A 20,476-nucleotide genomic window follows, 5' to 3' on the forward strand; every position below is an offset into this window, starting at 1 on the left:
TACTGAATGACCTTTAAACGTAACGAAAGAGCGGGGAATCCCCACTCTTTCGCCGACAATTATTCATCCAACAGTATTTCCAAAAATACTATACCATAACCAATAAAATACTGCAACTTTATGCCCGTTGCCTGAGCGGTTTAAAAGAGCGATAACTGGTTGGCATCCGGGAGTCCTTCCAAGCACCCTTGGTCATCTAAATATTCAATGATTGTTTTTGATAATTTAGCGCGCTGCTGCAAGTCTTCCTTCGAGAGAAATTCTCCATCTTCTCTCGCTCTGACGATATTGAGTGCAGCATTTGTACCAAGTCCTGCAATGGAGTTAAAAGGAGGTATTAGTGAGTCGCCTTCTACAAGAAATTCTGATGCACTTGATCGGTAAAGATCAATCTTCTGGAAAGAAAGACCTCTTTCACACATTTCTAATCCGAGTTCGAGTACTGTCTGCAAATTCTTTTCTTTAGTAGAAGCGTCTAATCCTTTTGCAGAGATTTCTTCTATCTTTATACGGATCGCTTTAGAACCGCGTATCATTGCCTCGATATCAAAATCATCTGCTCTGACAGTAAAATATGCTGCGTAGAAAAAGATTGGATAATGGACTTTAAAATAAGCTATTCGAACAGCCATTAATACGTATGCGGCTGCATGGGCTTTTGGAAACATGTATTTAATCTTTAAGCATGAGCCAATATACCAGTCCGGTACGTCATTATTCTTCATCTCTTCTATCCAATCATCTGGAAGACCTTTCCCTTTACGAACGCTTTCCATAATTTTGAACGCAAGTGATGGCTCAAGTCCTTTATAGATAAGATATACCATTATGTCATCACGGCATCCGATTACATCTTTTAGTACACATGTACCATTCGCAATAAGTTCGTTTGCATTGTTTAGCCACACATCTGTACCATGTGACAAACCAGAGATCTGTACGAGTTCAGAAAATGTGCTTGGCTTTGTTTCTTCGAGCATCTGCCTAACGAATTTAGTTCCAAATTCGGGTATTCCAAGTGTCCCCGTTTTACAAAGTATCTGTTCTTCTGTTACACCTAGAACTTCTGGGCCTGAAAATATTTTCATGACCTCAGTATCAGAAGCTGGTATGGTCTTCGGATCTATGCCGCTCAAATCCTGAAGCATACGGATAACGGTTGGATCATCGTGTCCTAATATATCTAGTTTTAGCAAATTATCATGAATAGAATGGAAATCAAAGTGTGTTGTTTTCCATTCTGAAGAACTGTCATCTGCAGGAAATTGGACTGGACAAAAATCGTAAATATCCATATAGTCCGGCACAACGATAATACCACCCGGATGCTGGCCAGTTGTCCTTTTCACACCCGTACATCCTGCTACTAGCCGATCCACTTCAGCCGAACGGATCGTCATGTTATGATCACTAGCATACCCTTTAACGTATCCATAAGCTGTTTTTTCAGCAACTGTTCCAATTGTTCCTGCCCGATATACGAATTCTTCTCCAAAAAGTTCTTTCGTATAATTATGCGCTCTAGGCTGGTATTCTCCTGAGAAGTTCAAGTCAATATCCGGTACTTTATCCCCTTTAAATCCAAGAAACGTTTCAAATGGTATATCCTGTCCATCCTTCTTATATAAAACGCCGCAATCCGGACATTCTTTATCTGGCAAGTCAAAACCAGAACCAACTGAACCATCATTAAAGAAATGTGATTCTTTGCAGTTTGGACACACATAATGTGGAGGTAGAGGATTTACTTCCGTTATCTCAGTCATTGTTGCAACGAAAGAAGAACCGACCGATCCACGTGAACCAACCAAATAACCATCAATTAACGATTTTTTAACTAGCTTATGTGAGATCAAATAGATAACTGCAAATCCGTGCCCAATAATACTCGTTAATTCTTTTTCAAGTCTTTTCTCCACTAGTTCAGGAAGATCTTCTCCATATATGCTTCTAGCCATGTTATAACTCATAGATCGGATTTCCTCATCTGCTCCCTCAATTTTAGGAGTATAGAGGTCATCAGGGATAGGCTTAATATCAGCGATAGAGTCAGCTATTTGATTTGTGTTCTCGATAACTATTCTTTCAGCAGTTTCTTCTCCAAGAAATGCAAACAAATCCAGCATCTCATCAGTCGTTCTGAAATGTACTTCTGGAAGTGTTTGTCTGTTTAGCGGATTCGCTCCACCTTGTGAAGATATTAATATTTTTCTATAAATAGCATCTTCTGGATTTAAGTAATGAACATTACCTGTAGCAACTACTGGTTTATCGAGTTTTTCGCCTAACTTAACGATGTTGGACAAGATATCTCTTAGGTTCATCTCGTCTTGTACAAGTTCTTTTTCTATTAAGTGATAATAATTGCTTGGAGGCTGCACTTCCAAATAATCATAAAAAGAAGCAATCTTTTCTACCTCTTCCATCGGTTTTTGCATCATTCCTTCAAAAACCTCACCTTTGTCGCATGCAGAACCTACAAGTATCCCTTCACGAAGTTTACTTAATCGTGATCTCGGTATACGAGGTGTTCTATAAAAATAAGATAGGTGGGATTCTGAAACAAGTCTGTATAGATTCTTCAAACCTACCTGTGAAGCAGCCAATAAAATACAATGTGAAGGACGTGAACGCTGAAAACCACCTTGTCCCATGTTATCGTTTAGTCGATCATGATAAAAAATTTCTTTTTCGAATGTTTCTTTAAGCAACTTCCATAATAGGTATGCAGTGGCTTCAGCATCATAAATCGCTCTGTGATGCTGAACAAGCTCGATATCATACCTTTTACATAACGTGTTAAGTCTGTGATTTTTTAATTGAGGAAGTAGAAATCTAGCTAATTCCAGGGTATCAATAACGGGATTCTTTGCTTCATCAAGACCTATTTTTCTCAAGCCTTCATTTAAAAAACCCATATCGAAACTAGCATTATGTGCAACAAGAATATCATCCCCGATAAAATGGTGAAAATCGCGAAGAACTTCTCCAATTTCCGGTGCATTTTCAACCATATCATCAGTAATGCCAGTTAATTCAATAGTAGTTTGAGATAATGATTCATGGGGATTAGCAAAAGCTTCAAACCTGTCAACGATTTCTCCGCCTCGTATTTTTACAGCTGCTAGTTCAATGATTTTATTATAAACTGCCGATAAGCCCGTTGTTTCAACGTCAAAAACAATATAAGTTTCATCTGTAAGTTTTCTTGGTGCTTCATTGTAGGCGATCGGAACACCGTCATCTACAAGGTTTACTTCAACTCCGTAAAGAATTTTTATATCATTTTTCTTTCCAGCTGAATAAGCTTCTGGAAATGACTGAACACCGGCATGATCCGTAATCGCGATGGCAGGATGTCCCCACTTTTTCGCCTGTGAAACTAATGAAGAAACAGAAGATGTTGCATCCATCTGGCTCATAGGAGTATGAAGGTGCAGTTCTACTCTTTTCCTATCTTCTTCAGATATATCTTTGCGTGATTCAGGTTTAATCTCATTAATATCATTTGCGATCATAACAAGATCCCTTACAAAGGTATCATTTTGAATACCTCCACGTACTTTTACCCACATTCCTTTTTGAATTCCTTGGAGAATCGGAATATCTTCTTTATCACGAGAGAAGATTTTTATTAGAAGTGAATCTGTGTAATCTGTAATTTTAAATGTTAGTAATGTACGTCCGCTTCTAAGTTCGCGTGTTTCTGAATGGAACACATATCCCTGAATCGTAATTCTGCGTTCTTCATCTTGGATCGTCTGGATTGGAACAGGCTCATCCTTGATGGAATAGCCGATCATGATATCAGTTTTTGCTGCAGATGCATCAGACCTTTTAGAAGCTTTTTCTTTCTCGACAAGAGCTTCCATTACTTTATTTTGATCTTCTTGCTTTCTTTGTTCGATAAACTTCTGATAATCTTCTTCAGAATGTTTTATTTCAGTTTTTAGTAAAACTGAATGAAAACCGAATTGATTGTACATTTCTTTAACAATCGGTCCTAGTTTACGGTGAACAAGTGCTTCTTCAGCTTCATTTCTTACTGTTAAAAATAAGAAATTCCCTTCCGTTGCCGGCTCTTGACTAGAAAGCAAACCTGCTAAACTTGGAATGGCTTTTTCTAAAATTCTTTCCTTACAAAGTGGCCAGTAAGACAATACATCTTCTGATTGGAATTTCCCTTCCGTTTGCAAGGAGAAAGAGACTTGAGCAATATGATTAAACGTTTGAAGCAAACTGGAATGAAACCAAGCAAAGGCAGCAGGAGATAATGGTCGTGTTAACCCTATTGAAAAATGCCAGCTGCGGTTCACTTTATCTATTGTAAGTCTTTCGATTTTTCCATCTGAAAATTCGCTTTTCATATCTTCTGGTATCGAAAGCTGCTCTAAAAGAAGCAAAAGTCTTTCTTTTCTGATTTGTAACTCTCCGCTCATAAGAACCTCCTTTTTAAGAGATTAAGAAACTAACCTTATTATCGTATAAAATTATAGTCATTTTTATCGGAGTACAGCATACTTAAAATACAAAGGTAAAGGTACCCCAGAAATTGAGGCACCTTCTTAATAATTAAGCCAGCTTATCATATTCCCTTTTCAATACTTCGATTAGTTCAGAAACAGGCACTTCCATTAATTCACCATTTTTGCGAATTTTTATTTCTACAATACCTTCTCCTGCTTTCTTCCCTACCATAACACGAATAGGTATACCGATTAAATCACTATCTGTGAATTTAACCCCTGCACGCTCATTACGGTCATCATATAAACAATCGTACCCTTGGCTTTTCAGCTGTTCATATAATTCTTCCGATAATGAAGATTGCTCTGCATTTTTGCTGTTAACAGCTATTAAATGGATATCAAAAGGTGTAAGAGCAAGCGGCCAAACTAAACCATTTTCGTCATTGTTTTCTTCTGCCACAGCGGCAAGAGTTCTTGAAACTCCAATACCATAACAGCCCATAGTCATGATTTGGTTTTTTCCGTTTTCGTCTAAATAAGAAGCTTTCATAGGTTCACTATATACTTTCCCAAGCTTAAAGACATGTCCTACTTCAATTCCCTTTGCAAAAACAATCGTTCCTCTTCCATCTGGTGAAAGATCACCTTCAATGACAAACCGCAGATCTGCCGTTTGATGGATTTCAAAATCGATTTCTGCATTTACGTTAATATAATGATAGCCTTCTTCATTCGCACCGCAAACAGAATTCACCATACATGGAATTGCTTGGTCTGCGATAATTTTCACTTCTTTATCAACTGAAACAGGACCAATTGAACCTGGTTTTGTATTTAACCATTTTACTGCATCTTCTTCAGAAGCAAGAGACACTTCATCTGCTGATAGTACATTTTTTAATTTAATCTCGTTTACTTCATGGTCACCCCGGACCAAAACAAGTACAGGTTGTCCATCGGCTAAATAAAGCAATGATTTAATAATCTTTGAAGTAGGAATATTTAATAAAGCAGAAAGTTCTTCCACAGTCTTAGCATCCTTCGTTTCAACTTTTTCCATTTTTCGCTGTTGTTCTGCATCTGCTTTTTCATTTAATACAACAGGAGCCATTTCTATGTTTGCCGCAAAATCTGATTCTGTGGAATAGGCAATTAAATCTTCTCCGATTTCTGATAAAACCATAAATTCATGATTATCCTTACCGCCAATTGATCCTGAATCGGCAAGTACTGCTCGGAAATTCAGGCCGCAGCGTCTAAAGATAGCAGAATATGCACCTTTCATGGTTTCATATGTTTCATCCAGGCTTTCTTGTTTATCATGGAAGGAATAAGCATCTTTCATAATAAATTCTCGTCCGCGCAAGAGACCAAAACGGGGACGTTTTTCATCTCTGAACTTTGTTTGAATTTGATACAAATTTAATGGAAGTTTTTTGTATGATTTTACTTCATCACGGATAATGCTCGTAATTACTTCTTCATGTGTTGCTCCTAGCGCAAAATCCCGTTCATGGCGGTCCTTTAGTCTCATCAGCTCAGGGCCGTAACTATACCATCTTCCGCTTTCTTGCCAAAGATCAGCAAGCTGCAGTGCCGGCATCATCATTTCTTGTGAACCAGCACGGTTCATTTCTTCACGTACGATATTTTCTATTTTATGCAGCACCTTTTTACCAAGTGGCAAAAATGAGTAGATCCCTGCTGCGTTTTGTCTAATAAAACCTGCTCTTAAGAGCATCTGATGACTTTTCACATCAGCATCTGCAGGTACTTCTCTTAGTGTTGGCAAAAACAACTGACTTTGTTTCATTATCTCTTCTCCTCAAATAACCCTGTTTTAGCTAAGAAAAATTTTCTGTATGTCATTCCATGTAACAACCAGCATTAAAAGCATTAAAAATGCAAAACCAATAAAATGAACTAATCCTTCTTTTTGCGGATCAATTGGCTTTCCTCTTAGTGCTTCAACACCTAAAAACAACAATCTTCCGCCATCAAGTGCCGGGAGAGGCAGCAAATTAAAAATCCCCAGGTTAATACTTAAGATTGCAGCCCATTGCAGCAGCATAAAAATTCCTGCTTTTGCTGCTTGATCCGTATATTCATATATTCCTAATGGACCGGATAATTGATCAATTCCATGCTGACCTGTGATGAGTTCACTGAGCCCTGTAAAAATGGCTGTTGTCATAAACCAAGTTTGTTTTGCACCATATTGAATAGAACCAAGTACCGATGATTCAGTATAAGGATGCGCACCAATAAAGCCTTCATTCTGGTCGCCAGCCCCTTTACGAGAACCTAAAGTAATCGGAACTACTTTTTCTTTACCATCTCGTTTGATCGTAAACATCATTTTTTCGCCAGGATTTTGCTGTATGACAGACACAAGCTCTTTCCAGTCGTTCATTTTTTCGCCTTGGATGGCAACCACTTTGTCCCCTTTTTGAAGACCTGCTTTATCGGCTGCAGCGTTTTCTTGAAGAGTTCCAAGTCTTGACTCATTCGTTGGAATGCCTTGGATAAGTGAAAAGGTAACTAAAATTATGAAAGCAAGTAAAAAATTCATTAACGGACCTGCAAAAATAGCAAGTGTTCTTTGCATAATCGTTTTTGATCCGAATTGACGATTATAAGGAGCAATTTGCATTTCTTGATGATCTGCTACAAATAGTGCATCTTCTTTTACTTTATAAGTAGTTGAACCTGTTTCTTCATTTTCAAAGCCAGACAATGTTAAATCATGTTCAAGATCTGCTTTTTCTATCGTTATTGTTTTTTGTACAGGGTATTTTTCCCGATGATTCACAATTATTTTTTCCACTACATTAGCATTGTTGAAAATCAATCCAACTCTGTGACCTGCCTTTAATTCGATTCCTTCAGGGTCTTCCCCAGCCATACGAACAAATCCCCCAAGTGGTAATAGACGAATTGTATAAACTGTTTCCCCTTTTTTGAATGCGAACACTTTCGGGCCAAATCCAATTGCAAATTCCCGGCACAAAATACCGGCGCGTTTAGCCAGTAAAAGGTGTCCTAATTCATGAAAGAAAATTAAAGCCCCTAAAATAATGATAATGGCTATCACAGTGTTCATTTCCATTACCTGCCTTTGTTTAATAGTGACTCTACAAACTCCCGAGTCCTTTGGTCTGTTTCTTGAATTGCATCTAATTCTGGTCTGCTGACATTTACTGCTTTGAGCAGAGCTTGTTCAATCATTTCCTCTATTTCAAGAAATGTTATATGACCATTTAAAAATAATTCTACCGCTTTTTCATTCGCAGCATTTAATACAGTAGGCATTAATCCGCCCATGTTTCCTGCTTCAAAGGCAAGCTTTAAACATCTGAAACGGTCATAATCCATTTTTTGAAAATGCAGCTTACCGACTTCCCATAAGTTTAACCTTTTCCCGCTAACTAATTCAAGTCTCTCTGGATGTGTAAGCGCATATTGAATCGGCACTCGCATATCCGGTTGTCCCAGATGAGCAATAATGCTTGTATCAGCGAACTCTACCATAGAGTGTATGATACTTTCCTTATGTAAAATGACGTCTATTTTTGAATAATTGAATGAAAATAGCCAATGTGCCTCGATCACTTCTAGCCCTTTGTTCATCATCGTAGCCGAATCGATCGTAATTTTAGCCCCCATTGACCAATTAGGATGGTTCAAGGCTTCTTTTACAGTAACATTTTTCAATTCATCCCGAGATTTATCTCTAAAACTGCCGCCTGATGCTGTTAAGATTAATTTCTCAACTTGTTCTAATTTTTCTCCTTTTAAACATTGGTAGATAGCTGAATGCTCAGAATCAACAGGAAGGATCGCAACATTATGCTGTTTAGCTTTTTCCATTACTAAATGACCAGCAGTGACAAGCGTTTCTTTATTTGCAAGTGCGATTGTCTTTCTCGATTCGATGGCTTTTAAAGTCGGAAGCAGACCAACACTGCCAATAACTGCATTAACAACGATCGAAGAATCTGTAGAGATGGCAGCTTCTATAAGCCCGTCCATTCCAGAAACAATCTTTGTCCCCGTATTTATTCGCGACCGCAGTTTGCTGGCTTCCCCTTCGTTCTGAACTGCACAAATTTCAGGTTTGAATTTCTGAATGATTTCTTCTGCAGCATCGATGTTTCTACCTACTGACATCGCACTAAGCTTAAAGACTTCAGGATGTGATGCAATCACATCAAGTGTTTGTTGTCCTACTGAACCTGTAGCACCTAATAAACTTATAGACTTCATAATATCCCCCTTAAGCTCATCCTAACAAATGAAGCACGTGTAACAACGGAAATACAAATAAGGCACTGTCCAGTCTGTCTAGAATTCCGCCATGACCTGGGAGAAGATTACCTGAATCCTTCACATCATAAATTCGTTTATATGCAGACTCAGCGAGATCACCTATTTGACCAAATATACCTACTAAAACGGATATTGCAAGAATCGCAGGCAGTGATAAATCAACAAAGCTTGTAAAATAACAAATCATAGCGACTATGATGGAGAAAAATATTCCTCCGATTGCACCTTCTATCGTTTTATTCGGAGAGATAATCGGCCATAGTTTGCGTTTACCCATTGATTTCCCTACAAAGTATGCTCCAGAGTCAGTAGCCCAAATCATAAAAAGGATAACAAACAATATCTGTATCCCATTTTCTAAAAGCCTTGTTTCAGCTAAATAATAAAATCCGAAACCAACATATATCGTACTAAACAATACAAAAGAAATATGATTATATTCAGTTTCGTTTTTTTGCACAACTGTAACAACCAATAAAATAAGTACGGAAAGTATAAGTGCATCTATTTTCGAAAAAGGTTCGACATACTCCATCCACTGTTCAGGCAAAGCTAGGAAAATCGTTAATAGATAACCAATAATTCCAACAAAAGTTTTTTGCATGCCTTTCATTCTTAAAAGCTCATATATCCCAATACCTGCAAGCAGGAGAATAAGAAGTGAAAATGGCCAGCTTCCGAAGAGTGTGATTCCTATAAATAGAACAGCCGCAATCACACCTGTAATAATCCTTTGTTTCATATGTCCTCCTTATTTTATACCGCCATATCTTCTGCCGCGCTGTGCATACTGTGATACAGCCTGTCTTAAATGATCTTCTGAAAAATCCGGCCATAATACATCAGTAAACCAAAATTCGGAGTAGGCGAGCTGCCATAGCATAAAATTGCTTAACCGTATTTCTCCGCTAGTTCGAATTAGAAGATCGGGATCTCTTAAATCATTCGTCATTAAGAACCCTTCGATTGTTGATTCATTAATCTGTGATGGATCAATTTTTCCGCTTTTAATATCTGTAGCGATCGATTTGACTGCTTCTGTTATTTCATCGCGGCTGCCGTAATTTAGAGCAAAATTCAAAATCATTCCTGTATTACCGCTTGTCTTATCAATTGCTTGATCTACTGCTTTAATCGTATGCAGAGGCAGCAATTCTTTCTTTCCCATGATTCTAACTTGTACATTCTCTTTAATCAGGTCCGGTAGAAATGTACTTAAAAATTCTCCGGGAAGCTTCATAAGAAAGTCTACTTCTTCACGCGGTCTCTTCCAGTTCTCAGTTGAAAAAGCATAAAGTGTGAGCACTTCTATCCCGATCTTATTGGCTTCTTTAACGATTTTTTTTACAGTTTTCATTCCTTCATGATGACCAGCAATTCTGGGCATTGCTCTCTTTTTTGCCCATCGGCCATTTCCATCCATAATTATTGCCACATGTGATGGGATATTATCATTTACATCCCATTTTTGTTCATGACTTTTTTTTCTAAAGAAAAGCTTGTCAAGCATGTATAAGCCTCCATCTTTCCAGACTTCATAAAGAAACTTAACTGAACTTTACAATTACATTCTATCAGCTATGCATGTTTCCTTATTGCCTATATCACCTGATAATTCAATAAAATTCTAATCAACCAGGTAATATTGTCTCTAATAAAAAAGCCCCCTTTAAAGAGGGCTTTTTTTATTTAATTGTACATGGAAAAGCTTTATACTTCCATGATTTCTTTTTCTTTATTTGAACTTACAGAATCAACTTCTGAAGTATATTTGTCAGTAAGTTTTTGAACATCATCATTGTAGCGGCGAAGTTCATCTTCTGTAATCTCAGCTTCTTTTTCAAGTTTCTTCAAATCGTCATTAGCATCACGGCGAATGTTGCGCAGAGCTACTTTTGCTTCTTCAGCAAACTTCTTAACAAGTTTAACTAACTCTTTTCTTCTTTCTTCCGTTAGAGCTGGGATAGCGATACGAATCACCTGGCCGTCATTAGACGGTGTAAGGCCAAGATCTGATTTCAGAATCGCCTTTTCAATATCCCCCATTGCTGTTTTATCATAAGGCTGAATAACTAAAAGTCTTGCTTCAGGTGTAGTAACACCAGCTAATTGGTTAATAGGAGTTGGTGTTCCGTAATAATCAACTTGAACTCTGTCTAACAATGAAGGATTTGCTCTTCCTGCACGAAGCGTTGAATATTCACGTCTTAATGAACCAATCGCTTTTTGCATTTTTTCTTCTGCTTGAGTTAAAACTTCCTTTGCCATTAGTTTCTCCCCCTTATAACTGTTCCAATTTTTTCACCAGCAACTGCACGTTTAATGTTTCCTTCTTCCATGATGGAAAAAACAACTAACGGAATATCATTGTCCATACATAATGAAGAAGCCGTTGTATCCATTACTGCTAATCCATCTTTTAGAAGATCAAGATAAGATAAAGTTGTGTATTTAACAGCATTTTCATCAAGTTTTGGATCTGCGGAATAAACACCGTCTACATTGTTTTTCGCCATTAGGATGACTTCTGCTTCGATTTCTGCTGCTCTTAGTGCAGCTGTTGTATCAGTAGAGAAGTATGGATTACCAGTTCCTGCAGCAAAAATGACCACGCGTTTTTTTTCTAGGTGACGAATGGCTTTTCTTCTGATATAAGGCTCAGCAACTTGACGCATTTCAATAGATGTTTGTACTCTTGTTTGAACCCCGATATTTTCGAGACTGTCTTGAAGTGCTAAAGAATTCATAACAGTAGCAAGCATTCCCATGTAGTCTGCTGATGCACGGTCCATACCCATTTCACTGCCTGTTTTTCCGCGCCATAGATTACCGCCGCCTACAACTACAGCAACTTCTACGTCTAATTCTACAATTTCTTTTACTTGCTCAGCGATAGATTGAACAATTTTGGGATCGATACCCGATGTTTGCTCACCTGCTAAAGCTTCTCCACTTAATTTCAAGACGACTCGTTTATATTTTGAAGTAGTCATTTGTCCCTCCATCACCTTAAACATTATTTTCTTTATAAAAGGCTGTTTTCGCAAACTTTGTTGCTTTTGAATGAGGTTAATTTCCGTTGCAGATTGCTCGCTTTCCGCGGGGTGTGCGGAGAGCCCTCGGCACTTTGCGCCTAGAGAGGTCTCACCTGGCCCACTGATCCCGCAGGAGTCTCGCATCTTCCACTACAATTAACCTTTTCAATGAAGAAAACAATCTTTTAGATAAGAGCCTTAAATTGGTTTTATATGATTATAGTGAAAAAAGGGAAACACAACGTGCTCCCCTTTTTCAAACTAGTGCTTACTTTTTCACTTGAGACATAACTTCTTCAGCGAAGTTGTCTTCACGCTTCTCAAGACCTTCTCCAACTTCAAAACGAACGAAGGCTTTAATAGTAGCACCTTTGGAAGCTACATACTTACCAACTTTTTGGTCTGGATCTTTGATGAAAGATTGGTCATTCATACAAATATCTTCGAAGTATTTCCCAAGACGTCCTTCAACCATTTTAGCTACGATATTTTCCGGCTTGCCTTCGTTAAGAGCTTGCTCAGTCAATACTTTGCGCTCACGAGCCACTTCGTCTTCACTCACTTGATCGCGAGAGATATATTTAGGGTTAACAGCAGCAGCATGCATCGCTACATCTTTTGCAACACCCTCATCTGTAGTTCCTTCAACAACAGAAAGAACACCAATTCTTCCACCCATGTGAAGGTATGCACCAAACGCAGCATTTTCATCTTTTTTCAAGATTTCAAAACGGCGAAGAGTTAACTTTTCTCCAATTTTAGCAATAGCAGCGTTAATGTAATCATTAACTGAAGAACCTTTGTATTCTGATGCCAAAGCGTCTTCTACAGAAGCAGGCTCAGTAGCTAAGATATGTTCTCCTAGTTCAGCAATCAGGTTTTTGAAGTTTTCGTTTTTAGCAACGAAATCTGTTTCAGAGTTCACTTCAAGGATTACCGCTTTGTTGCCATCAACAACAACTGAAGTTAATCCTTCAGCAGCGATGCGGTCTGCTTTTTTAGCAGCTTTCGCAATACCTTTTTCACGAAGATAATCAACCGCTTGTTCCATGTTTCCATCAGTTTCAGTTAATGCTTTTTTACAATCCATCATACCTGCGCCTGTTTTTTCACGCAATTCTTTAACCATTTGTGCTGTAATAGCCATGATTTTTGCCTCCTTGTGTAATATGTAGTTCTTTACATTTAAAAAGGTGATAAAGGGTCATCCCCTCTACCACCCTTGTGCATTCCATTTAATTAATTAAGCAGTTGTTTCTTCTTCAGCAGCTTCTGCTACTTCTTCTCCGCCTTGGTTAGCTTCGATGATAGCGTCAGCCATCTTACCAGTAAGAAGTTTAACTGCACGGATAGCGTCATCGTTACCAGGGATAACGTGATCTACTTCATCCGGGTCACAGTTAGTATCAACGATAGCAATGATCGGAATGTTTAATTTACGAGCTTCAGCAATCGCAATACGCTCTTTACGAGGGTCAACTACGAATAATGCATCTGGAAGCTTGTTCATTTCTTTAATTCCGCCTAAGAACTTTTCAAGACGTTCCATTTCTTTTTTAAGAAGGATAACTTCTTTCTTAGGAAGTACTTCAAAAGTACCATCTTCTTGCATTTTTTCAAGATCCTTCAAACGGTTGATACGCTTGCGGATTGTACCGAAGTTAGTTAATGTACCACCTAACCAGCGTTGGTTGATGTAGTACATGTCAGAACGTTCAGCTTCTTCCTTAACTGAATCTTGAGCTTGCTTTTTAGTACCAACGAAAAGGATTTTTCCGCCGTCTGCTGCGATGTTACGCATAACATTGTAGCATTCTTCTACTTTCTTTACCGTCTTTTGAAGATCGATAATGTAGATACCGTTTCTTTCTGTGAAAATGTAACGAGACATTTTCGGATTCCAACGGCGAGTCTGATGACCAAAGTGTACACCAGCTTCTAACAATTGTTTCATTGAAATTACTGCCATAATGGCACCTCCTAGGTTTTTTCCTCCGTTTGTTTCAGCTTCAAGCAATAACTGCAAATAAGCAGCACCACATTGCTTAAATCCACAAACGTGTGTGATTAACACCGAGAAATAATATAACATATTTCGCGTTGTTTCCGCAAGTCCTTAATCATTGTTTAACCATAAAATCTTAAAAGGAGCTCAATTTCTCCTTTGCCGCGATTTAACTTTTTCGCAATTTCAGTTGAAGAAAACCCTTGTTTCGACAATATTATGACTTCTTTTTTGTCTTTATCTTCATCTATCTTTTCATTTTGTAGAATTGAAGATGAATCAGAATCGTTATTTGTAATAGGCTCAGTTTCATCATTTTGTTTTAAATTTGATTCATATTGATATTTTAAAATAAGTTGCTTTAATTTTTCATTCTCGTCTTTCATTTCCACAGAGAACTCTTCTAAGAGTATTTCTATGTCTTGCATTTCTTGTCCATTTAACGAACTGGTCTTAATTTGCTCACCTTTTTTCCATAATATAAAGATAAAATAAAGTGAGGCAATATGCAGTAGTATACTTATAAAAATAAAAATGCTCATCGGTAATCACCTACCCCGAATAATCGATATTCATGCCTATGTACGGATGCTTGTTTCCCGCAGAATTTTTGTCTGTTAGATTTTCCTGATTGTTTTTATGAAATACACTTTGATCTGTTTTCTCTTTTTTCGTTACTTTCTTTGAATCCAAATGAGAGCTTTTGCGATTGGATTCTGTTGTATGAAATTGTTGAAGCAATCCTTTTTGCGAAAGATCATTTGCTGTTTTTGCAGCATCAATCGTCCTTGGAATAGCTACTTGAAGTTCAATTAATTTCAAACTCACAGGCTTCACATCCTCATTACAGCTTTATAGGGAATGTATTACGATTTCCTTATCTTCCATAAATACTTTTGCTGAGTGAAATGGGGACTGAACTTTTCGTTTATACTTCCCCATACTAATTTCTACATTTGGATATAAGGTTCCTTTTATCGTAATTTGAGCTTTCTCATTCTGTTCTGAAGTAATATGCTTGATTTTTTCTACATTCAACATTGATAACTGCTCAGCCGTTTGATTCAAAGTCATTTCAATTCTATTTATCGTTGATTGGCTTGAACCCGATGGTTGTGCTGATTGTCTCACAATCGCATCTTTTAATTGTTGAAGCTTTTCTAAAGTTTTCTGCAACTCGGTAATTTTTTGTTCTATTTCCATTATTGATTGGTTGTCTAACTCTTGCTCTTCCATATATATAAACGTTTTTGTATACGTTTCATTTCCGATTTCATTTGCATGAATCTGGTTTCCTGCCTTAATTGTCCCACCAGAAATATTCCCTTTAGCTGTTACACAAAAAATGTTATTTCCTGCTTCACAGTGACTGTAGAGGATCGATTGTGCCACTTCAATACTTTCCCCCGCTAAAATCCTGCCTTGGTTCACATAAAGACTTGTGAAATTCCCCCCGCATCGAATGGAGCCTTTCCCTTGTCCTAAAACACCTCCAGCGATTACGATTGACCCTGGAGTAGTAATTTCAGCTGCTTCTACCAGGCCTTCAATACGGATGTCACCTTTAGCTTGAATTTTAAAGCCAGAAGGTACATCTCCTGTTACATGCACATTTCCTATAAAATCTATATGACCCGTTTTCAATGACAGATCGCCATTCACTCGATAAACCGGATAAACATTAACACTATGAGTATTAAAACTCACCTCTCCGTCAGCCGTTGCATAGATTCCCAGATCTTCCAAATGAAAAAACGTATTTTCTCCATTTTTTATATTTATTTCTTTCCCGTTTTTAGCAGGAATCGGTTTTCCAAAGACTGATATTCCAGGTCTTCCTTCAGTAGCGGTTTTTTTGCGGGCAATCAGCTGTCCAGACGAAACGGTAGGAATCTTTAAGAGCCTTTTAAAATCTATTCTGACATTACTATCATGTTCAATAGTAAATTCTGTACCAATGACAGGTACTAGCTGTGCAGCAGCCCCATCTTCTGGAAGCTTCCCTTCAGCTATAATGACCGGAAAATGAATGCCTTCAAGGTTTTGCATCAACTGATAAACAACTTCAGATCGAATTCCGTGTTGAATGTTTTTTTCTTTTAACCATTTTGATACCATATCTTCCGTGATATCTATGTTTGAAAAATCAACATGATCTTTTTTAAACAAAATTGCTTTCGTATCTTTGTCTTTAGTTTCAATGCTGAACCACTGATCCATTTCTCCTTAACCCCTTACATATAACGTTTAAGAACCTGCCTAATTCTAAACAATGCTTTTGAGTGAATTTGTGAAATTCTAGATGTGGATAAACCAAGCACTTGGCCGATTTCAGTCAATGTTAATTCTTCGTAATAGAACAAACTTACAACAAGCTGTTCTTTTTCTGATAGTTCTTTAATTACACTTGCAAGTTCCTTATGGAGCTCTTCTTGAAGAAGACTGTTCTCAGGTGTTATTACCTTTTTATCTTCAATGGTATACGAGACTTTTTCGCGGCTATCCGATTCTTTGTTCTCCTCATCGATCGATAGAACATTAGCAAGGAAACTCTCAGACATAACAGATGTGACTTCATTTTCTGTAAACCCAATTTCCTCTGCTACTTCTTTCGGGCTGACAGTACGAAGGTTTTGCTGCTCTAACCTTTCAATAGCCGCTTCAACCTTTTTTGTTTTTTCTCGCATACTGCGCGGTAGCCAATCTTCCCTTCGAAGTCCATCAAGTATTGCACCCCTGATTCTAAAAGATGCATATGTATCAAACTTCAAATCTCGCTCCGGCTCAAATTTCTTTAATGCATCATATAACCCGAGCATCCCGAGTGATCGAAGCTCATCTTTATTGACGCTTTTAGGCAGGCCTACCGATATACGCTGTACATGATAGTTAACAAGGGGCATATATGCACGAAGCAGTACATCACCTGCTTCACGATCACGGCTCTTGTTCCATTTTTCCCAACAAGATTGTTCTTCTACTAAAGATGGCTCCGTCATGGTAATCCTCCTCTTTTATTAGTGAAATTCCTTACAAAATTTTTGTACCCATGTTCACAGTTTTGATTGACAGTTGTGCACTTTCAGGATTAAATTCAATTGTTCTGCCGCTTGAACCGCCAACATCACTTGCAATAATAGGTATACCTAACTCTGCTAACATTGTTTTTACACTCTCTACATTTCTTGGTCCAATTCTCATCATTTCACTGCCAGAAGTAAATTGGAACATCTGCGCTCCACCAGCAATCTTTGCTTTCAGATTTCTTCTGATAGCCCCTTTTTTTATTAGCATGTCATACAACGTTTTGATGGCTGTATCTGCATACTTTCCAATATTAAGGGAGGCTGCTTTTGCTAAAGTGGAATCTGGCAGCATAACATGAGCCAGGCCAGCTATTTTTTTTACTTCGTCATACAGAACAACACCAACACAAGATCCTAGACCTGTTGTCCTAATAGTGTCAGGTGGTACTGCAAGATCTAACTCAGCAATCCCCACTTTTACGATGTCACTCATGCCAATGGAACTCCTAGTGATTTAAAAATTTTTTCAAACGATCCTGGATCAGGCAGCAGAAAAAAGTGTCCTTTAACTTCGTCATCATTTTTCATGTCAACAAAAGCAGTATCAATTACAATTGCAAAATCACTCACAGTTGATATTTCTAACAAACCGAAACTGAGAATAGCTCCTGCCATATCAATACTTGTCGCAGGAACAGAAGGCTGGAGGTTCAGTTTTGTAAAATCAGAAAACGCTGTTAGATAAGACCCTGATAATATATTGCCTATCTCTTGCAGTGCAGATAGAGACATTTCAGAGGTAAAACCATCCTCGAGCTGTATATCATGCCCTCCAAAAATATCAAAAAGCAGCTGTTCAGCCTGTTTTAAAGGAAGCATAAAGAACATACAGCCTGGAGCTTCTCCTACAATTCTTAAAAAAACGGAGGCTACAATATTCTCAGAGCCACCAACCATTTCAGTAATCTCATCAAATGAAATTACTTTGACGGATGGCACCTTCATATCAACTGCTTTATTTAATAGGGTAGAAAGAGCAGTCGCAGAATGACCCGCTCCGATATTTCCAATTTCACGAAGGATATCGAGATGTATAGGTTTAATTTTTGTGAAATCCATCCTACCTGCTTCTTTCTGAATGCGTCATTACATCCAGCTTTTCTGGATTAAGCACTTTATAAAGATCCACTAACACAAGTAGTCTTTTATCCACTTTTGCTACACTTTTGATATACTCTGCATCTACACCCCCAACTACTTCTGGCGGCGCTTCAATAGTTTCAGCATTTAAGTCGAGCACATCGTTTGCAGCATCTACAATCAATCCTGCTTCCATCGTTCCAACGGATACAATTATGATACGTGTTGAATCTGTATATTCCATTTCTTCTAATTCAAACCGTGATCGCAAATCAATAATCGGTGTAACAATCCCTCTTAAATTAATTACCCCTTTAATGAAAGGAGCCGTTCTTGGAATTCTTGTAATGTGCTGCATTCTTTCAATGGATTTTACATCCTGAACTGGTACTGCGTACTCTTCATCTTTTAATTGAAAAACAATTACTTTTAGATCATTTATTTCTGACATTTTATCGACCCCTTGTTATTTAATAAGAGCGTTGCAATCTAAAATTAAAGCCGCTTGTCCATCACCTAATATCGTAGCTCCTGAAATTGCAAAGACTGAGGTTAAATATTCACCGAGAGATTTTAGCACGATTTCTTGCTGGCCAATGAATGAATCAACAACCAGTGCAGCCATCTTATCTCCTTTTTTCACTATGACAACTGGTAAGTGACTGCTTTCGCCAAGCGTTAAAGGTACTTCAAAGATTTCTTTTAAGAAAACTAAAGGTACAACTTTACCTCTGAAGTCGATCACTTTCTGATTATGAGCAGTAAGGATTTCTTCTTTTTTGATAATAGCTGTTTCTATTATGGAAGAAAGTGGTATCGCATACTTTTCTTTTTGTACTTCAATCAGCATGACAGACATGATCGATAAGGTTAGAGGCAGCTGAATAGAAAAAATTGTTCCATATCCGGGAGTTGAATCAACTGTTATGATGCCGCCTAAAGATTCAATCTTGTTTTTCACTACATCCAGTCCCACTCCGCGGCCAGATATATCGGAAATCACTTCAGCAGTTGAAAATCCTGAAGCGAATAATAATTCAAAACACTGTTTATCCGTCAAATTTTCTGACATTTCTCTCGTGATAATGCCATTTTCCAAAGCTTTCTCTACTACTTTTTGTTTATTAATGCCGGCTCCATCGTCTTCAATTTCAATAAAGACATGATTACCGCTATGATAAGCTCTCAAGTAGATCGTACCCGTTTCATTTTTTCCTGATGATTGTCTTGTGTCAGGCTTTTCAATTCCATGATCGATAGAATTTCTAAGCAAATGTACAAGCGGATCTCCGATTTCATCAATAACAGTACGATCAAGCTCCGTTTCTGCACCGATGATCTCTAGATTAACCTTCTTCTGCAGATCTTTTGATAGACCCCGTACCATCCTTGGAAAACGGTTAAAAACAGTTTCAACCGGAACCATTCGCATCGTCAGTATAATGCTTTGAAGGTCCCCTGAAACTCGGGCCATTCTTTCAACCGTTTCATTCAAGTCAGAATTCTTAAGGTTTTTTGAAATTTCTTCCAATCTGCCTCTGTCGATAACAAGTTCTTCAAACAAGTTCATGAGCTGATCGAGTCTTTCGATGTTTACCCGGATTGTTTTGTTACTCCCAGCATGATTTGATGATGACTCTTCTTTCGTTTTTTCCGTCTTTTTCACATCATGCTCAGCTGCGTTATGCACCAAAGGATCAGTCGGTTCCTTTTGGTTTTCAATTCCATTTATTTCTGAAATTAAAACCTCATCGACCTCGGAAACTTTTAATATTCTTTGTTTTACTTCTTCACTCGTTTCCTTCGTAAGGAGCGAAAGTTTAAAATCATTTTCAAATTGTTCCTGTTCCAGCTTATCTACCGAAGGCAATGTTTTAATAATTTCTCCGATCTGTTCTAACACTTCAAAGATCATATAAACGCGAGCAGCTTTTAAGATGCAATCGTTTCGAAGGCTGATTTTCATTTCATAGGCTTGAAACCCTTGTTCTTTCGATTGAAGAATAATTTGTCTTTCATACTGGTCGTACGAATTAGAAAGTGCTGTGTCAGAAACTGCCGTATTTACAGCAGGTGACTGAATTGATTGACCTTTTTCCAGTGTTTCTAATTGAAGCACTGTTTCAGAAACGTCACGTTTTCCAGAACCGCCTTCTGAGATTGTTAATACCATGGCTTCTAAATGATCGAGTGACGCAAAAAGTACATCAAGCACATCAGATGTAACGGTGATTTTTTTATTACGAATCGCATCCAAGACGTTTTCCATACAATGAGTCAGATTCGCAAGGTCTTCATAGCCCATTGTGGCAGACATCCCTTTCAGTGTATGTGCTGAACGGAAAATTTCATTAACAATCGTTAATTCTTCAGGCGATTTTTCAAGTAATAATACTTGCTGGTTAATCGATTGTAAGTGTTCTTTGCTTTCTTCTATAAAAATATCAAGATACTGTGTCATTTCCATAATAC

Annotated in this window: 18 protein-coding genes; all 18 read right to left on the bottom strand. The window is 37.9% G+C overall.

Going from position 1 to position 20,476, the window contains the following annotated elements:
- Positions 1–140: 140 nt before the first annotated feature.
- Positions 141–4,439 (bottom strand): PolC-type DNA polymerase III, encoded by a 4,299-nt coding sequence (locus tag RGB74_RS10555; RefSeq protein ID WP_310759278.1) that lies wholly within the window; start codon positions 4,437–4,439, stop codon positions 141–143.
- A gap of 133 nt (positions 4,440–4,572) precedes the next feature.
- A complete protein-coding gene (locus RGB74_RS10560; protein ID WP_310759279.1) occupies positions 4,573–6,282 on the bottom strand; it encodes a proline--tRNA ligase in 1,710 nt (569 codons plus the stop codon).
- Positions 6,283–6,309: 27 nt separating this feature from the next.
- Positions 6,310–7,572, bottom strand: a complete 1,263-nt coding sequence (gene rseP, locus RGB74_RS10565) for an RIP metalloprotease RseP (protein ID WP_310759280.1) — start codon at positions 7,570–7,572, stop codon at positions 6,310–6,312.
- Positions 7,573–7,577: 5 nt separating this feature from the next.
- A complete protein-coding gene (gene dxr, locus RGB74_RS10570) occupies positions 7,578–8,735 on the bottom strand; it encodes a 1-deoxy-D-xylulose-5-phosphate reductoisomerase (protein ID WP_310759281.1) in 1,158 nt (385 codons plus the stop codon).
- A gap of 16 nt (positions 8,736–8,751) precedes the next feature.
- Complete coding sequence (locus tag RGB74_RS10575) at positions 8,752–9,540, bottom strand: phosphatidate cytidylyltransferase (protein ID WP_310759282.1); 789 nt, start codon at positions 9,538–9,540, stop codon at positions 8,752–8,754.
- 9 nt (positions 9,541–9,549) lie between these two features.
- Positions 9,550–10,308: an undecaprenyl pyrophosphate synthase gene (locus RGB74_RS10580; protein ID WP_310759283.1), complete on the bottom strand. Its 759-nt coding sequence runs from the start codon at positions 10,306–10,308 to the stop codon at positions 9,550–9,552.
- Positions 10,309–10,508: 200 nt separating this feature from the next.
- Positions 10,509–11,066, bottom strand: coding sequence for a ribosome recycling factor (gene frr / locus RGB74_RS10585; protein ID WP_310759284.1), 558 nt, complete (start codon positions 11,064–11,066; stop codon positions 10,509–10,511).
- Positions 11,066–11,791 (bottom strand): UMP kinase, encoded by a 726-nt coding sequence (gene pyrH / locus RGB74_RS10590; RefSeq protein WP_066393724.1) that lies wholly within the window; start codon positions 11,789–11,791, stop codon positions 11,066–11,068. Before pyrH ends, frr begins: the two co-directional genes overlap by 1 nt.
- 310 nt (positions 11,792–12,101) lie before the next feature.
- Entirely contained in the window at positions 12,102–12,980 is an 879-nt protein-coding gene (tsf, locus tag RGB74_RS10595; protein ID WP_310759285.1) for a translation elongation factor Ts, read from the bottom strand.
- Between the two features lie 96 nt (positions 12,981–13,076).
- Complete coding sequence (gene rpsB, locus RGB74_RS10600) at positions 13,077–13,802, bottom strand: 30S ribosomal protein S2 (protein ID WP_310759286.1); 726 nt, start codon at positions 13,800–13,802, stop codon at positions 13,077–13,079.
- Positions 13,803–13,960: 158 nt separating this feature from the next.
- Entirely contained in the window at positions 13,961–14,380 is a 420-nt protein-coding gene (locus RGB74_RS10605) for a DUF6115 domain-containing protein (RefSeq protein WP_310759287.1), read from the bottom strand.
- A 10-nt stretch (positions 14,381–14,390) separates the two neighbouring features.
- Positions 14,391–14,666, bottom strand: coding sequence for a hypothetical protein (locus RGB74_RS10610; RefSeq protein ID WP_310759288.1), 276 nt, complete (start codon positions 14,664–14,666; stop codon positions 14,391–14,393).
- 24 nt (positions 14,667–14,690) lie between these two features.
- Complete coding sequence (locus RGB74_RS10615; protein WP_310759289.1) at positions 14,691–16,058, bottom strand: flagellar assembly protein A; 1,368 nt, start codon at positions 16,056–16,058, stop codon at positions 14,691–14,693.
- 14 nt (positions 16,059–16,072) lie between these two features.
- The gene (locus tag RGB74_RS10620; protein ID WP_310759290.1) at positions 16,073–16,837 is read right to left on the bottom strand and encodes a FliA/WhiG family RNA polymerase sigma factor; all 765 of its coding nucleotides are present in this window, start codon (positions 16,835–16,837) and stop codon (positions 16,073–16,075) included.
- Positions 16,838–16,868: 31 nt separating this feature from the next.
- Positions 16,869–17,357 carry a chemotaxis protein CheD gene (locus tag RGB74_RS10625; RefSeq protein WP_310759291.1) on the bottom strand — a complete coding sequence of 163 codons (489 nt, stop codon included), beginning with the start codon at positions 17,355–17,357 and terminating at the stop codon, positions 16,869–16,871.
- Positions 17,354–17,983 carry a chemotaxis protein CheC gene (locus tag RGB74_RS10630; RefSeq protein WP_310759292.1) on the bottom strand — a complete coding sequence of 210 codons (630 nt, stop codon included), beginning with the start codon at positions 17,981–17,983 and terminating at the stop codon, positions 17,354–17,356. Before RGB74_RS10630 ends, RGB74_RS10625 begins: the two co-directional genes overlap by 4 nt.
- 1 nt (position 17,984) lies before the next feature.
- Entirely contained in the window at positions 17,985–18,455 is a 471-nt protein-coding gene (locus tag RGB74_RS10635; protein ID WP_310759293.1) for a chemotaxis protein CheW, read from the bottom strand.
- A 15-nt stretch (positions 18,456–18,470) separates the two neighbouring features.
- The gene (locus RGB74_RS10640) at positions 18,471–20,471 is read right to left on the bottom strand and encodes a chemotaxis protein CheW (RefSeq protein WP_310759294.1); all 2,001 of its coding nucleotides are present in this window, start codon (positions 20,469–20,471) and stop codon (positions 18,471–18,473) included.
- Positions 20,472–20,476 lie beyond the last annotated feature (5 nt).

Source organism: Bacillus sp. NEB1478, assembly GCF_031582965.1.
Classification (GTDB): Bacteria; Bacillota; Bacilli; order Bacillales; family Fictibacillaceae; genus Fictibacillus.

Excerpts from the sequence above, each read along its gene's own strand:
- RGB74_RS10555 (WP_310759278.1), bottom strand. The coding sequence starts at position 4,439 with ATGAGCGGAGAGTTACAAATCAGAAAAGAAAGACTTTTGCTTCTTTTA.
- RGB74_RS10560 (WP_310759279.1), bottom strand. The coding sequence starts at position 6,282 with ATGAAACAAAGTCAGTTGTTTTTGCCAACACTAAGAGAAGTACCTGCA.
- rseP (WP_310759280.1), bottom strand. The coding sequence starts at position 7,572 with ATGAACACTGTGATAGCCATTATCATTATTTTAGGGGCTTTAATTTTC.
- dxr (WP_310759281.1), bottom strand. The coding sequence starts at position 8,735 with ATGAAGTCTATAAGTTTATTAGGTGCTACAGGTTCAGTAGGACAACAA.
- RGB74_RS10575 (WP_310759282.1), bottom strand. The coding sequence starts at position 9,540 with ATGAAACAAAGGATTATTACAGGTGTGATTGCGGCTGTTCTATTTATA.
- RGB74_RS10580 (WP_310759283.1), bottom strand. The coding sequence starts at position 10,308 with ATGCTTGACAAGCTTTTCTTTAGAAAAAAAAGTCATGAACAAAAATGG.
- frr (WP_310759284.1), bottom strand. The coding sequence starts at position 11,066 with ATGGCAAAGGAAGTTTTAACTCAAGCAGAAGAAAAAATGCAAAAAGCG.
- pyrH (WP_066393724.1), bottom strand. The coding sequence starts at position 11,791 with ATGACTACTTCAAAATATAAACGAGTCGTCTTGAAATTAAGTGGAGAA.
- tsf (WP_310759285.1), bottom strand. The coding sequence starts at position 12,980 with ATGGCTATTACAGCACAAATGGTTAAAGAATTGCGTGAAAAAACAGGC.
- rpsB (WP_310759286.1), bottom strand. The coding sequence starts at position 13,802 with ATGGCAGTAATTTCAATGAAACAATTGTTAGAAGCTGGTGTACACTTT.
- RGB74_RS10605 (WP_310759287.1), bottom strand. The coding sequence starts at position 14,380 with ATGAGCATTTTTATTTTTATAAGTATACTACTGCATATTGCCTCACTT.
- RGB74_RS10615 (WP_310759289.1), bottom strand. The coding sequence starts at position 16,058 with ATGGATCAGTGGTTCAGCATTGAAACTAAAGACAAAGATACGAAAGCA.
- RGB74_RS10620 (WP_310759290.1), bottom strand. The coding sequence starts at position 16,837 with ATGACGGAGCCATCTTTAGTAGAAGAACAATCTTGTTGGGAAAAATGG.
- RGB74_RS10625 (WP_310759291.1), bottom strand. The coding sequence starts at position 17,357 with ATGAGTGACATCGTAAAAGTGGGGATTGCTGAGTTAGATCTTGCAGTA.
- RGB74_RS10630 (WP_310759292.1), bottom strand. The coding sequence starts at position 17,983 with ATGGATTTCACAAAAATTAAACCTATACATCTCGATATCCTTCGTGAA.
- RGB74_RS10635 (WP_310759293.1), bottom strand. The coding sequence starts at position 18,455 with ATGTCAGAAATAAATGATCTAAAAGTAATTGTTTTTCAATTAAAAGAT.
- RGB74_RS10640 (WP_310759294.1), bottom strand. The coding sequence starts at position 20,471 with ATGGAAATGACACAGTATCTTGATATTTTTATAGAAGAAAGCAAAGAA.